16 protein-coding genes and 1 pseudogene are annotated in these 13,689 nt (G+C 49.6%); 5 read left to right on the plus strand and 12 right to left on the minus strand.

Features of this window, described 5'->3' with window-relative positions; genetic code table 11:
• The first annotated feature begins 86 nt into the window (after positions 1 to 86).
• The 3 genes from H6F76_RS25695 to H6F76_RS25705 all read left to right on the plus strand — a co-directional run bounded on the left by H6F76_RS25695 (position 87) and on the right by H6F76_RS25705 (position 1,569).
• Positions 87 to 497: a VOC family protein gene (locus H6F76_RS25695; protein ID WP_190512580.1), complete on the plus strand. Its 411-nt coding sequence runs from the start codon at positions 87 to 89 to the stop codon at positions 495 to 497.
• Positions 498 to 572: 75 nt separating this feature from the next.
• Complete coding sequence (locus tag H6F76_RS25700) at positions 573 to 980, plus strand: VOC family protein (RefSeq protein ID WP_190453324.1); 408 nt, start codon at positions 573 to 575, stop codon at positions 978 to 980.
• A gap of 76 nt (positions 981 to 1,056) precedes the next feature.
• Complete coding sequence (locus H6F76_RS25705; protein WP_190512582.1) at positions 1,057 to 1,569, plus strand: DUF1579 domain-containing protein; 513 nt, start codon at positions 1,057 to 1,059, stop codon at positions 1,567 to 1,569.
• Positions 1,570 to 1,675: 106 nt separating this feature from the next.
• Here the strand turns inward: H6F76_RS25705 and H6F76_RS25710 are convergent, their stop codons facing one another.
• Together H6F76_RS25710 and H6F76_RS25715 are read right to left on the minus strand one after the other, a co-directional pair.
• A complete protein-coding gene (locus H6F76_RS25710; protein WP_190512584.1) occupies positions 1,676 to 1,951 on the minus strand; it encodes a hypothetical protein in 276 nt (91 codons plus the stop codon).
• Between the two features lie 35 nt (positions 1,952 to 1,986).
• The gene (locus H6F76_RS25715; protein ID WP_190512585.1) at positions 1,987 to 3,066 is read right to left on the minus strand and encodes an ABC transporter permease; all 1,080 of its coding nucleotides are present in this window, start codon (positions 3,064 to 3,066) and stop codon (positions 1,987 to 1,989) included.
• Between the two features lie 336 nt (positions 3,067 to 3,402).
• On the opposite strand from H6F76_RS25715, the gene H6F76_RS25720 reads away from it, so the two are divergent.
• Positions 3,403 to 3,975, plus strand: a complete 573-nt coding sequence (locus H6F76_RS25720; protein WP_190512586.1) for a Uma2 family endonuclease — start codon at positions 3,403 to 3,405, stop codon at positions 3,973 to 3,975.
• Between the two features lie 94 nt (positions 3,976 to 4,069).
• On the opposite strand, the gene H6F76_RS25725 is transcribed toward H6F76_RS25720, so the two are convergent.
• The 10 genes and pseudogenes from H6F76_RS25725 to H6F76_RS25770 all read right to left on the minus strand — a co-directional run bounded on the left by H6F76_RS25725 (position 4,070) and on the right by H6F76_RS25770 (position 12,853).
• Positions 4,070 to 4,297, minus strand: coding sequence for a type II toxin-antitoxin system HicA family toxin (locus H6F76_RS25725; RefSeq protein WP_190512587.1), 228 nt, complete (start codon positions 4,295 to 4,297; stop codon positions 4,070 to 4,072).
• A pseudogene (locus H6F76_RS25730) lies at positions 4,297 to 4,504 on the minus strand (type II toxin-antitoxin system HicB family antitoxin). Before H6F76_RS25730 ends, H6F76_RS25725 begins: the two are co-directional and overlap by 1 nt.
• 133 nt (positions 4,505 to 4,637) lie before the next feature.
• A complete protein-coding gene (locus H6F76_RS25735; RefSeq protein ID WP_190512588.1) occupies positions 4,638 to 6,095 on the minus strand; it encodes a GUN4 domain-containing protein in 1,458 nt (485 codons plus the stop codon).
• 405 nt (positions 6,096 to 6,500) lie between these two features.
• Positions 6,501 to 7,994, minus strand: coding sequence for an ATP-binding cassette domain-containing protein (locus H6F76_RS25740; protein ID WP_190512589.1), 1,494 nt, complete (start codon positions 7,992 to 7,994; stop codon positions 6,501 to 6,503).
• 77 nt (positions 7,995 to 8,071) lie between these two features.
• The gene (locus tag H6F76_RS25745) at positions 8,072 to 9,244 is read right to left on the minus strand and encodes a BMP family ABC transporter substrate-binding protein (protein WP_347276132.1); all 1,173 of its coding nucleotides are present in this window, start codon (positions 9,242 to 9,244) and stop codon (positions 8,072 to 8,074) included.
• Between the two features lie 208 nt (positions 9,245 to 9,452).
• Positions 9,453 to 9,593, minus strand: coding sequence for a hypothetical protein (locus tag H6F76_RS25750; protein ID WP_190512590.1), 141 nt, complete (start codon positions 9,591 to 9,593; stop codon positions 9,453 to 9,455).
• 5 nt (positions 9,594 to 9,598) lie between these two features.
• On the minus strand, positions 9,599 to 10,045 hold the full coding sequence (locus tag H6F76_RS25755) for a DUF3037 domain-containing protein (RefSeq protein WP_190512592.1): 447 nt from the start codon (positions 10,043 to 10,045) through the stop codon (positions 9,599 to 9,601).
• A complete protein-coding gene (locus H6F76_RS25760) occupies positions 10,023 to 10,796 on the minus strand; it encodes a HipA family kinase (RefSeq protein WP_190512947.1) in 774 nt (257 codons plus the stop codon). The genes H6F76_RS25755 and H6F76_RS25760 overlap by 23 nt, the downstream gene beginning before the upstream one ends.
• Before the next feature lie 331 nt (positions 10,797 to 11,127).
• Positions 11,128 to 11,901, minus strand: a complete 774-nt coding sequence (locus H6F76_RS25765) for an ABC transporter permease (RefSeq protein WP_190512594.1) — start codon at positions 11,899 to 11,901, stop codon at positions 11,128 to 11,130.
• Positions 11,894 to 12,853, minus strand: a complete 960-nt coding sequence (locus H6F76_RS25770) for an ABC transporter ATP-binding protein (protein WP_190512596.1) — start codon at positions 12,851 to 12,853, stop codon at positions 11,894 to 11,896. The genes H6F76_RS25765 and H6F76_RS25770 overlap by 8 nt, the downstream gene beginning before the upstream one ends.
• A 152-nt stretch (positions 12,854 to 13,005) precedes the next feature.
• Here H6F76_RS25770 and H6F76_RS25775 point away from each other — a divergent pair, with 152 nt between their 5' ends.
• A complete protein-coding gene (locus tag H6F76_RS25775; protein WP_190512949.1) occupies positions 13,006 to 13,494 on the plus strand; it encodes an ABA4-like family protein in 489 nt (162 codons plus the stop codon).
• Positions 13,495 to 13,689 lie beyond the last annotated feature (195 nt).

The following is a 13,689-nucleotide window of genomic DNA, read 5'->3' on the forward strand; positions in this document are numbered from 1 at the left end:
CCAGGCGCGTTTGGCAATTTGATCGAACACCTCAAAGCAATCCATCTAAACTCGCCCCTACACGCACTAACCACAAGGAGCACATCATGAAAATCAATCCTTACCTCATGTTCAACGGCAACTGTGAGGCAGCGTTCAAGTTCTATGAACAATGTCTTGGTGGCAAGATCACCATGATGATGAGTCACAAAGAAGCACCTTCGGCAGAACAAGTACCTGCTGAATGGCATGACAAAATCATGCACGCTTGCCTTGACCTGGGAGATCGCCTGTTAATGGGATCTGACAGCCCACCTGATTATTTTGAAGCACCTCAAGGCTTCTACGTGCAGATTAGCGTGACCGAGCCAGCGGAAGCAGAACGCATATTTCATGCTCTAGCAGAAAACGGAAAAGTTAAGATGCCGATCGCTCAAACCTTCTGGTCTGTCCGGTTTGGCATGTTAATTGATCAGTTTGGTACACCGTGGATGATCAACTGCGAGCAAGTAACTTGAGCCTTCGTAATCGCCCTTAAATTCAATCCACAACACCTTTCCACTCCTACGGCAACAAACCACATCAGGAAAACCATGAGTACTCAAATTTTCGTCAATCTACCCGTCAAAGATCTCAAGCAGTCGATCGAGTTTTTTACGCAACTCGGCTTTCAGTTCAATCCTCAATTCACCGATGAAACGGCCACCTGCATGATTGTCTCCGAAACCATCTTCGTCATGCTCTTGACTCATGAGAAGTTCAAGACGTTCACGCCCAAAGCAATCTGTGATGCCACAAAAAGTACTGAAGTGCTGGTGTGCTTATCCACTGAAAGCCGAGAAAAAGTGGATGAACTGGTTCATCAGGCAGTTGCCGCTGGTGGCACAACCTACAACGAACCTCAAGACCACGGCTTCATGTACGCACACGGGTTTCAGGATTTAGACGGTCACATTTGGGAACTCGTCTACATGGAGCCAAGTGCTACCACGCAAAGTTGAAAGCACAACAGATCCCGTATAGGGAAGGGAAAAACAAATAATTTTCCCCAATCATTTATCACAAGGAGCAAAAACAATGGAAACAACTCAAACACAACCGGACTCACCCATGCATGCTGAGCCACAGAAAGAGTATCAGTGGCTGCAAAAACTCGTTGGGGAGTGGACATATGAAACTGAAGTAAAAATGGAATCAGGTCAACCTACCGAAAACCCAACGGGAACTGAGACTGTACGATCCGTGGGTGGACTTTGGTTTTTAGCTGAAGGGCAGGGCGAGATGCCGGGTGGCGGTGCGGCAACAACGCTGATGACTCTCGGCTACGACCCACAAAAGCAGCGCTATGTTGGCACCTGGATTGGGTCAATGATGACCTACCTTTGGGTATACGAGGGCGAACTGGATGCTAATGAAACGGTGCTAACGCTCAACTCGGACGGACCTTCCATGAAGGGGGATGAGAAGATGGCAAAGTACAGAGATGTGATCGAGTTCAAGAGCGACGATTACCGAGTCATGACCTCACATATGTTGGGTGATGATGGACAGTGGCATCACTTCATGACCGCACACTATCGGCGGAAGTGATGTGAAAGGCTGGAACTGGAAAGAAAATGACTGGTTCCATGCTGAAGAATCCTTCTAGTTTGTATCGAACAGCTTTCCTTCAATCAATCTAGTCTGCCCCTTCCGGTTAAATCTGTTGAATCGCCTTTACAAAGGTAGCGATCGCAGCTTGCAACGCTGCCAAAATTTCTGGGTCAGCCACAGTTTCAGGGGCATCCAGATTCCGACCCAATAAGGAGATGGTGATGGATGCCTCAGACACAATGCGTCCGGTCATAATGGTGACAATTTCGGTGAGCAATGCCTGGACATAGGTTGCTCGTGGGGAGGTGTTTAGTAGAACGATCGGTTTGCTGAACACCTCCGATCCACTGGCAAGCCAACCCAGCACCTTTTTGAACATTCCTGGCACACCATGAGCTTACTCTGGCACTACCTTTAAACCTTGACTCCCAACTGCTCGGTAGGTGGCTCAAGACGGGTTTGCGGTGTACCAGAACTGGCATCAGCACGTTTGCGATCGCTCAACCCACGACCCAGCAGGACAAACAGCACTAGCATTCCCTGGATTACACCTGCCAAAGATGATTCTAGGTTGAGCGACAACGGTAATTGGAGGCTACCGATGTTGAGAGCGCTAAAGAAGAACGAGACAGGCAGAATCAACCAGGCATTAAAGCCCACCAGCATGGCAATCAGCAATGCCAGAAAGCCGAGATTGCTGGAAATGCTAGGAATCAGGCGATGGAAAACCGCGAGCACTTGCAACGCTCCGGCAATGCCTGCAAACGCACCGCAGATGGCAAACGCACTCAGCAACTGACGTACTGATGGAATGCCCAAGACGTAAGATGCTCTCAGGTTTTGACCAACGGCTCGAAGCTGCAAGCCAAAATAGGTGCCGCGCATCACAACGATCGTCAAAGCAAGCACTGCGATCGCCAGCAGCAGTGAAATAGGACTCGCTTCGGTGTTGCCAATGGTTGGTAGCCAGAGGGATTCACGGAACTGCTCAGTGCCACTCATGGATGCAACGCCTTCTCGCTTCCAGGGACCGAAGATGAGATACAGTGCCAAACCCTGTGCCGCAAAGTTCAGTCCCAAGCCTGCAAAAATCTCGTTAATGCGACCGTAGACGTTCAAAATGCCTGCCAATAAACCCCACAATAAGCCGCCGCCTGCGCCAATGACGATCGCCAGCAGCATCACCAACGGAGCCGGAAGCACATCTTGCAGTAAGCGCATACCAGCCGTTGCGGCAATCCCACCTGCCACAATCTGCCCTTCAATCCCCAAGTTATACAGTCCAGCCGTAAAGGTGAACAGCAAGCCACAGGTACACAGCAGCAGCGGAGCTAACGTTGCAATGACTCGCGCAAACTGATCGGGTGTACCGAACGCGCCTGAACACATACGGCTAACGACCTGCACTGGAGACGCGCCAGCTAGCACAATGATGACGGCAATCAAGATGAGGGCAAGGACGATCGAGCCAAGCTGATAGTACGTTTTAGACATTAATGACTCGTGGGTGTCACGCAATAGCTGTAGAAGTAAGCACGATCGGTTTAATTTAGTAGGTTCTACTCGATCTTAGATGTGTAGGATTCTACCGTCTTGGCATCGTTACATCATCTGGTGAGAAGAACAATAACATTAGGAAGATGAACAATCGCACCGCTTGCTGTTGAGTTTCGCATCAATCAACACCTGACAGATGCTTGACGGGACTCAACCAACCTTACAGCGAGGGGCGATCGCGCTTTTGTGAGGTAGTAGCATAAGGAGACAGTCGCTTGTAAGGATGATCTACACCAAGCCAAACTGCGATTGATGCGACAGGAGTGATTTCACATGACAGGTGTTGTAAAGCCCCCAATCCTTACACTCGAAGAGTTTCTAAAACAACCAGAAACAAAGCCAGCGAGTGAATTTATCGACGGTCGAGTGGAACAAAAGCCGATGCCTCAGGGGAAACACTCTCGTCTCCAACTCAGATTTTGTGATCAGATCAACGAGATTGCAGAGGCTGCTCAGATCGCAATGGCATTCCCAGAATTACGTTGTACTTTTGGTGGCAGATCGATCGTGCCTGATGCCACAGTCTTCTACTGGGAACGGATTCCGTTTGATGCGAATGGTGAAGTTGCCAATGCGTTTGAAACCTATCCTGACTGGACAATTGAAATTCTTTCGCCAGACCAAACGACGACTAAGGTCATTCGCAACATTCTGCACTGCCTGAAGCATGGTTCCCAGTTAGGCTGGTTAATTGATCCAGACGAGCGGGTGATTTTGGTGTTTCGCCCAGAGCAACTACCGACTGAATTGGTTGGCGATGACGTGCTTCCAGTGTTGCCCGCTTTAACGTTGGCTCTTACCGTGAATGATGTGTTTGCCTGGTTAAAGGGCAGACAGCGACTCTAATAGTGACGTAGGGGTTCTTTTCACAATGCCCCGATCGCCTCTTGTCGCTGAGCCTCGGCGGATCGTACTCAAAAATCTGTTTCCGGTAGCCCAATCATTCCAACAAATTGATCAAGTTCTCTTTGGTCAAATCAGCATCGCGAAGAATCTTCAGAAGTAGACCTTTGCTAATCGTCTTACGGGCATGAACAAGGATAGAGACGACTCGGTTGTCTTCGCGCTTCATGCGAACATGGCTAACTTTCTGCCGTACCACAGAGAAGCCAATCTTCTGAGGCGCAGCGATCAGTTCTTCTCTAGTTGGGCTAGGGAGTTTTGCCACTAGACCACCACTTTCTGAATGCCAATGAACTCAGTGGTTGTTTCGTCTTCAAGTTCCTCAAGGCACATTGCAATGACCTCACGGATGTTTTGCATTAGTTCATCAATGGTTTCGCCCTGGCTATAGCACGCTTTAAGTTGCGGCACTTCACACATAAATACCGTCTTCATCCCGTTCAATCACCACATAAAACTCTTTAAGTTTCATTGTTTAATCTCTTTTTTGTCTAGATCACTTTTCAAACGCTCAAGCATAAGTGTTGTTTGGTTTCGCTGCGACCAATAATTTACAGGCAAGAGTTTGACGGTGCTCAACCCAACCTGCGGTGAGAGGGACGATCTTACCAGGGTGGTTCAGGTTGAAATGTATTAACGTCACAAACTACGAGCCTTAATGAAATAGAAAAGATTACTCCATACCCCAGCTCAGGACTGCTGTTGTAAAGTCCCCATACTGTACAAAATGGCAAATGTCCCTTAGGAGCTGAGATTGCAAAAGTTTCGTCTCCTTCAAAAATCCATTCGCCTTCTGTTCGCCAACCAACACAATCACCAAACTTGTTCCAGTTTTCGTTGGAATCCCTTGGACTACCGCACTCTTGCCAAATTCGCTTCTGTATACTAAAGCCGAATTTCCCCTGGCTATAGTTCATCCAAAGATTGTCAATCGTTCTCAAATCAATACAAGGAAAATTTTCAATACTACTGTCATTAAGCCAACGCTCCTCTTCTCGCTTAGCAATCTTCAGCATTATTTTCTTCGTTCTTATGTTCGCCTCCCACCATTGACCCTCTCTCAGCACATCTCTCAATGCTGTGTAGCTTACACCTACCTCTGAACTAAGATCATCGCCCAGAGATGAGGGCTGTTTAGGTGCTGGAGGCACACCTGCTCTAGAAGAGCGTTGAGATGAAGCTGTTCTTGTAAGTTGTTGGATGCCCAAGCTTTGCAACGCCTCGATCGCCTCCATATCTGAACCTGAAGTCGCCGCTAATACCTGAACCCATAACCGTTGCGCCAAATCCCAATCTTGTTTTCTCTCAGCCCGATATGCATCGTTCTTCAACGTGGTAATGTTAGCAAGGCTAGCGTGTTGGGACATCAAGTTTGTTGCTTCAACTTCCTCTCGCTTCAATTGTTCTGCCTGTCGCTGCTGCTCTCTTTGAAGCCGTTCCCGTTTCGTCCGTTCCTCAATTTCCCTATCTACTGTTTCCAGTTTTTTAAGTGAGCCTAGTTTCTTAGGTATAACAGCAGGCTGTTTAGTCAAAAGCCTGTAAAGATCCTTATAGCCACTATTTTCAATCAAACGATTTTCATCATTATCAAGGTTTAGTAAAATATGCCCCGATAGATTGTAAAAAGCAGTGCGAATTCCATCGGGAATAATACCTCTATTAGGAGTATCAAAGAAGATTGGGTAAAACTTAGTGTTCCTTCCCTGAGCGTCATGGACGCGCCCCATAATCAAGGTTGACTCCCAAGTGACACCCAAGCCTTTATTGACCTCTTCCTTACCCCTATAGCGTTGGTAGTACCTCTCTGTGCAAATGATAAGAACAAAGTCTGATTCATCAATTTGATCAAGCATCCAGCGATCCCAGTTATCAGGCGACTGAACAAATTGGTCGATAATGCAGTCAATGCCATCATCCCGTAAAGCTTGAGCAAGGTGATAAACCTTGTCTTTATGGTCTTCCGAGTCCCAGCTATAGCTGATAAAAACTTTTATCACTTCCTCAGACACATGCTTCTCCGGCAAGACTTGAGTAGGGCTGAATCGATTATAGTTTCCCTTCATTCAGTTAAAAGGTCGATGGTCTCTCTTAAGCAAATGCATCGACCTATTGAGAGAGCAAGCAGTTCTTGCTTCTGCAAACGCTGTCCTAACTTCCACTCAAGCTATGGTTCCCCACGCTCAAGTTATCGTTACGTTCACTCAAGCTGTGGTTACCTACGCTCAAACGTTGGTTACTTCCAGACAAGCTATGGTTACTTTCACTCAAGCGTAAGTAAGTAATGATGAAGCTGTGGTTACTTACGCTTCATGCATGGTTACTAACGTTGAAGCAACGGTAAAGTTCGGTGGGGCGATCGCTATGTCCGCGATGGTGAAGCAAATACCCACTGTGGACTTTGCTCATCCGTTCGTTCGATATCCTCGCCCAAAGGTGAACAGGCAGAAAATGGCTTGTAAAGAGTCAAATTAGGTGCTGACGGATAGTTTCTGAGACTGAGCGCCCATCTTCCCGCCGATCATTTGCCCTAACCGATCGACCGTCAGCTCTGCGACATCGATCGGTTCTGAGACGGCATCACCGCTGAAGACGATCACGCGATCGCTGTACTGCATGATTTCATCCAGGTCAGAAGAGGTGAAGATGATGGCAGTGCCGCCTTCACATCGAGCAATGAGTTGCTGCCAGACCCAGAGCACCGACTCAATATCCAACCCGCGAGTGGGATGTTCCATCAGCAATAGGTTAAGCGGTACAGGTAGGAGGGCAAGTTGAGTACGCTGCTGGTTGCCGCCAGAAAGCCGTTCGACGTGCGTTTGGGGTTTGCCACGAATGTTGAACAGGGCGATCGCGTGCAGCGCTTTTTCTAACGTCTCTTTCCAGTCAACAAAGAAACCGTTGGGGGGGGTGCGAAGGGCGACGTGTTCGTGAATGGATAGCCCTCGAATGAGTCCATCTCGCAGGCGATCGGCAGGTGAATAGCCAATGCCAGCCGTGAGATACTCGCGGTAAAGTTTGGTGGTCATATCCACATCATTGACCCGAATGGTGCCAGATGAGGCTTTAAGCAACCCCGCGCAGAGCAGCAGCAGCAGTTGTTGACCGCCGCCTTCCAGCCCTGCTAGCCCAATGACTTCGCCTTGATGCACGGTGAGATCGGGAATTTTAACGCTGAGGCGATCGGTGCTTAGACTAATTGTTTTTAATTCCAGGGCGATTGCGTCTTGCCGCGTCTTTGGTTTTACAGGTGGTGCCAGTTCGCGCCCAAACATCAGTTCTACTAGGGCTTCGTCAGGGCAGGGAATTTCCAAATTGCCAACGACCTGCCCGTGACGCATGACGGTCACGCGATCGCACAGTGCATTCACATCCTCCAGCTTGTGCGACACAAAAATAATCGACTTTCCCTGTGCCGCCAGTTGTTCTGCCGCTGCAAAGAGTTCGTCTTTCTGCGATGCCGAAATGCCGGTGGTTGGTTCATCTAGAATCAGTGTCTTTACACCCAGCGATAACAGACGCAGAATTTCAAGCTGTTGCCGTTCGCCAACAGTAAGGTTGCTGACCTTTTCGTTAGCGTTGAGAGCAAAGTTAAACTGTGCCGCCAGTCGTTGAAAGTCCCGAAAGGCTTGCCGTCGGTTGGTAAAGAGACTGCCCGACTTGCCGACCAAAAAGTTGTCCAGTACCGACAATGGCGGAAAATCGAGTGGGTCTTGGTGCAACATCCCTATGCCAACGGCGATCGCGTCGGCAGGCGTTTTCACCTCTACAGGCTTACCATCAAGGAGCAGAGTGCCGCGATCGCGGGTAATAAAGCCACTCAGCACCTTCACCAACGTACTTTTGCCCGCTCCGTTTTCGCCCAGCAGTCCATGAATGCTGCCCGCCTCTACAGTCAGCGAAACGTCATCGTTCGCCTGAACTGTGCCAAACCGCTTGCAGATGTTTTGTAGCTCAACTTTCATAGCAGAAGCGACGAAGGGAATGGAAAAGGCTAAAGGGTAAAAGCTTTTAGCCTTCATACTTTAGCCTTTATACCTTTCTACTTACTCGACCCCTCCATGCCTGCTAGCAGTTGCGGCATATACCAAATCTGTTGCTCAGTAGCCGTTTCACCTGCCTTGAGATACGCTGAGCCATCCTGTAAGTTCAACGGACCTTTATAGGGATTGACGCTGCCATCGCCCAACCCTTTGATAAATGTATCGATCGTCGCCTTTTGCTCTCCCAGTGCATTACCAGGTAAGAAGCCAATCATCGAGTCAGGGCTGTTAATGTCTTTCCAGTCGGGTCCCAGCCAGACAAATTCACTGGTAAGCTTACCGTCCTTAGCTTTCTTGACGGCGTCGGTGTAGGGCAGACCCCAGTTGTAGTAGGGTACGCCAAGACACACATCAGGAGCAAGGTTGCAGCCTGTCTTTAAGTCATAGTGAACATACTTCACTTTTTTACCTGCCGCCGCCGCTTTTTTCGTTTCGGTAGCGGCTTCAGGCGTGTCGATACCCGACATCACCACATCATAACCGCCGTTAAAGTAGTCATTGACCACCTTTGTTGGGTCAAGCGTCACGCCAGGAATATTGAACCAGAAGCCAATCCAGGTCACTTTAAACTTCAGATCGGCTGGCTTCTTTTTGAGATAGTTTTCCCAGCAATATTTGGCACCCAGATAGGCAGCCGAGGCATAGCGACGGGTTTCATCGTTAATCAAGGGACCCAGATAGCCAATTTTGCCTGTTTGAGTGCCTAAGGCGGCAGCGCAACCAGCCATCATCTTGCCGTATTCCATACGCCCCATGATGTTGCTGAGATTGGGCTGATTTTTGAAGTTTTTGCCGTCTTTCCATGCATAGTCGCCGGAGGCATGGACTACGGTGATGTTTGGATGTTTCTTTGCCGTTGCCAGGGCATCGTCTTTGAAGTCGTCGGAGTTGAAGATCACGAGCTTGGCACCTTTGCCAATCAGTTCGTCGGCAACTTGTGCGCCCTTCACGTTGGGGCGATCGGCAGGGTTGACCTTATCTACATAGTCAAATTTGACCCCTGGCACCTTTTGCACGACTTCCTGCATCCCCTCATACTGTGCCTGATTCCACCCACCGTCATCTTTAGGACCAACAATGACCATGCCAACGGTATAGTCGTTACCGCTTGCTTGGGCTGAGGGAGAAGCAGTCGGTGTAGGGGTAGGGCTACTGCATGCACCGACGAGCATTCCAAGTGCAGCTACGTACCCAAAACGGTGTGAGAGAGCAAAGGAGCGATCGACAAAAGACATAGCGTTGCCTTTAACAGGTTGATTCATAGACTTTATGGACTTTAACTGATCAGGGGACATTGGTTAGCGCTCTCTATCGCATGATTTTTGATTCGCAAGGACTTGCCAAAAACACGAGCTATGTGGAAGCAAACCACTAAAGGTTCTAGGTGACGGTTTTGGGATGATGGCTGCTAGACACTGCCCTTCGTGACACTGGCATGTCTGCGTTAGCGATCGCGCGGCTCTGCTTTCCAATTAAGGCGATCGCTCCGCTTGAGAATGTATCATCCGAAACATTTCCCACTGATGTTACTTCGGCTGTTCGTATCCTCCTGTTGGCTCTGTTGTCATTGCCGAATGGGTTGTGCGCAATGGACGTACCATTGTGTTTAGCAAATGTTCGATGATGGCAGGTAAGTGGTCACAACGTCCTGTGTGTACCCGCGATGTTTGGATCATGGTGCTTCGGGGTGCTACGAGCCAGTGGAAGCGCTCTCGTTGCGGCAGTTGACCAATTGAGCCAGCTTGCTTACCGCCTGCACAAACAATTGGAATGGCGGCTAGATAATCTCGAATTGTCGTTAGATCCAGCGTGGCGTCGATCGCCAACAGTCTTTGCTCATCCAGCTCGATGCGAGCCTCAAGGAAGCGACTGCTAGCGCATGAAACGATGACACCAACGTTGACAAACTCTTCGCGCTCTACCTTTGGCACCACGCGAATGATGGCGTAATCATACGTTAAGCGATCGTGCATGGAGCGCCTCCTCTAGAAAAACACGCGGTAGCTCCAATCGTCTCAGCAAATACTCACTGTAGGCATCGCGATGTTGGCGGCTATCGCTAAAAGGTGAGTCTACTAACCAGGCATCAGGAATTAGTTGCACGATTTGATGAATGCGTTCTGGCGTGAGCCGTTCGGTTAAGGCTGCATCAACCGTTTGTAGGCTACTGGCAAAGCGGAGCAGCACATGGTCTTGAATCGCAGGGAAGCGGTCACGACTGCGATCGCGGTAACGGTTCCAGGTGTGGTGAAAGTAGAGCGCTGCACCGTGATCGATCAGCCAGAGTCGCCGATGCCAGACTAGCAGATTGGCATTGCGCGGCGTGCGATCGATATTAGTTACATACGCATCAAACCAGACGATCGCCGACGCAAGATCAGCTTCAGCGTTTCCTGCTATTGGGTCAAACGTAATGGAGCCAGGTAAATAATCAAGTGCAATGTTCAGACCAGCACTCGCTCGAATCAGGTCTTGGATCTCTGGGTCAGGTTCCGTCCGGGCAAGGTCAGCATCCAGTTCAACAAAGACGATTTCCGGCACTGGCAACCCTACGGCACGGGCAATTTCTCCTGCTATCAATTCGGCAATGAGTGCCTTGGCTCCCTGACCAGCGCCACGAAATTTAAGTACATACATGCCATCATCATCAGCTTCCACAATGGCAGGCAGTGAGCCACCCTCGCGCAACGGGGTGACATATCTTGTCGCAATGACGGTACGCAGACTCATTTTCGTTCCACAATGTTGGCTCGACAGAATCACCTTACGAGATCCAAGCAGAAATTGACTATTGGATACGGTTTTGTCAGAGTCTTTCCTAGCCGCTCACCTTTTTATTAAACCTGCTCCTACAAGTATTCTGTTTGCAAGTAGAAGGGCTAAATGAAGCACCATCACCATCCAAAAACCGAGTTTCGACTGCGCTCAACCCGCCTATACAAGACTAAGAGTATGGAGACTTCGGCGTGAGCGCTCAGTCGAATGCAAAATCGAAATGCAGCTGATCTCGAAATGCAGCTTATCAATCATTACGTCCAGCTACTTAGACGTTTTCTTAGTAGTCGCTGAGGTTGCCGTGGCGCTTTGTGTAGCGTTCTGCCCAACGAAAAAGGACGAGACCGATCGCAAAGTAAACTCCACCATTCACCAGGGCTATGCTGAGTTGGTGTAGATCCAACGCTTGCTGTCGCGCCATGACGTTTCGCAACAGCCCTGCACCAGGGCTCATGGGCAACAAATCACCGAGCAGACGCAGGTTCCCTGTCCATTCCTCAGTTGGTACACTGAGCAAAAACAGGAGCGCAAACTGAAAAATCCCCAACACCTGCTGAATACGTTTGACCATCAACGCCAGGGAGCCGATCGCAAACGACAGTCCGTAGGCTCCTAGTAGCACCGTCAGCAGGGGTAGCCAAAGGGTCAGCGGAAAGGCTAGCCAGCGCCCAGTTAACGCCATGATAATCACCAAAATGGCAGCGATTAGACCCGCTTGCAGCAGCAGATCCGCCACTGCCCGCGCCAAAAACACCTGTGAGGCGCTGAAGGGCGAAATAAAGAGTTGCTCTAACGTGCCGGTTTGAGCTTCTCGCTGTAGGGTGCCAGAAATGTTTGCCATGATAAACAGCACCAGCGTCCAAAGCACGTAGCCAACAATAATGGCATCCAGCCGATCGCCAAACGCTAGCCCCGGACCAGCAATGTAGCTGACGCTAAGGAAAAGCCCATAAAAGACGGCAGTTGAAATCACAATGCCGCCGACCGCTTCAAAGAGATAGCGCCGAAACTGAATACCAGCCCGCGTTAACTCTGCTAAAAGAAGTTCAAACATGGGCACCTCCAGGTACATTCATTGGTGTTAGGGTCGCTTGGGCTGGCGGCGCTTGAGTTAGCTTCAGAAAAATATCGGTGAGCGTGGCGCGTTCGGTTTCGAGCCGAATGATCGGTAAGGGGTTCAAAACCTCTAGCACAGGATAAAGTAACGCAGGGTCGGGAATATGAATCACCGTGCCTTCCACGATCGCGCCCAGAGCCATCAACTTAGCGCTGCGATCGTCAGGCAGTTCAGACAACTCCACCCGGTAGACCGCTCTGGAAAACTGCTGGATCAGCGCCTTCGTCGGCTGCTCGGTCACAATTTCGCCATTGTTGATAATCGCGACGCGATCGGACAATTCCTCGGCAATGTCAAGTTGGTGTGTCGTTAGAAGAATCGCTCGACCTTCGCTGGCAATCTCGCGCACCAGACGCTTCACCGTTTGGGTTGCCTCTACATCCAACCCCAGGGTCGGTTCATCTAACAGCAGCAGCGGTGGCTCATGAATCAATGCTACGGCAATCGCCACCTTTTGCTGCATCCCCCGCGAGAGCTTTTGTACCCGCGTCGTACTCTTATGGCTCAACTCAAACCGTTCGAGCAATGCTCGTGATCGCTGCCGTGCGACCCGTCGTGATAAACCCCTTAAAACCCCGAAATACTCCAGATTTTCTGCTGGAGTCAACCGCCAGTAGAGATTGCGGCTACCCTCCAAAACTGCTCCCACCGATCGTAGTGCTTGTGGTTGGCGATGGGGGTCGCGTCCGGCAATGCTCACGGTTCCCTCATCCGGCAGCACAAGTCCGGCGATCATTTTGATGGTTGTCGTTTTGCCTGCACCATTCGGACCCAAGAACGCTAGCACTTGCTTTGCCTCAATCTCAAGTGATACATCCTTGACAGCACGGGTCGTTTTGCCTTGAGCGCGATAGGCTTTATGCAAATGGTGGACTTGAAGCAGAGACATGACCGTACCAGAAAAACTATCTGTTACGAAGCGTAACAAATAAGCGAGCCTGACGGTTTCCCTTGCAGTTTCGACACGACCTTTCACTCAAGATTAGACTGACCATAACTACCGCTTAGTACGACTGCCATTTACTTTTGACATACTCTCTTATGACGATCGCCCAACTTTTTGACGGTGCCAATCTTTTTGTCTTGCCCTTTTGGGCTTTGATGATTGTGCTTCCTAACTGGAACATCACTAAACGAGTGATGACATCCTACTTGCCCTTTGTTGCTTTAGCGTTACTCTACCTTTATTTCATTTTCGGTACGCTGAATACTGAAACGGCGCAGGCACTTTCCAACCCAAAACTAGCAGACATTGCTCGGTTTTTTAGCGATGAAAGAGCTGCTGCAACAGGCTGGGCACATTTTCTAGTGATGGATTTATTCGTTGGTCGCTGGATCTATTGGGAAGGGCAGCGGACAAATGTCTGGACAGCTCACTCCCTGGTACTCTGCTTGTTCGCGGGTCCGGTCGGTCTGTTGTCGCATATCGTGACAGTTTTGTTAGCACAGAAAGTATCGTCTGTGATCGCCACCCCTGCAAGCCCTGTAGCAAAAGTGACAGTCAATACAACATCAGACGTAGAACAGTAGAGTAACAGTCCCTTAATCCTGATGGCTGCCGCTGCTTACTTTGCTCATCCAGATGGGGGAAGCCATCCCTCCGCTTAACACGCCACCCTAGTATGTATGGTGGGTTATCCGTCACATCTACGTAGGCGGCTTACTGCTGATCTAAAGAGTCGTTTGAGGGCTTTAAACGCTCAAGCAATTCTTGGTGGAACACTA

It is taken from the genome of Leptolyngbya sp. FACHB-321 (assembly GCF_014695975.1).
Lineage (GTDB): Bacteria > Cyanobacteriota > Cyanobacteriia > Leptolyngbyales > Leptolyngbyaceae > Stenomitos.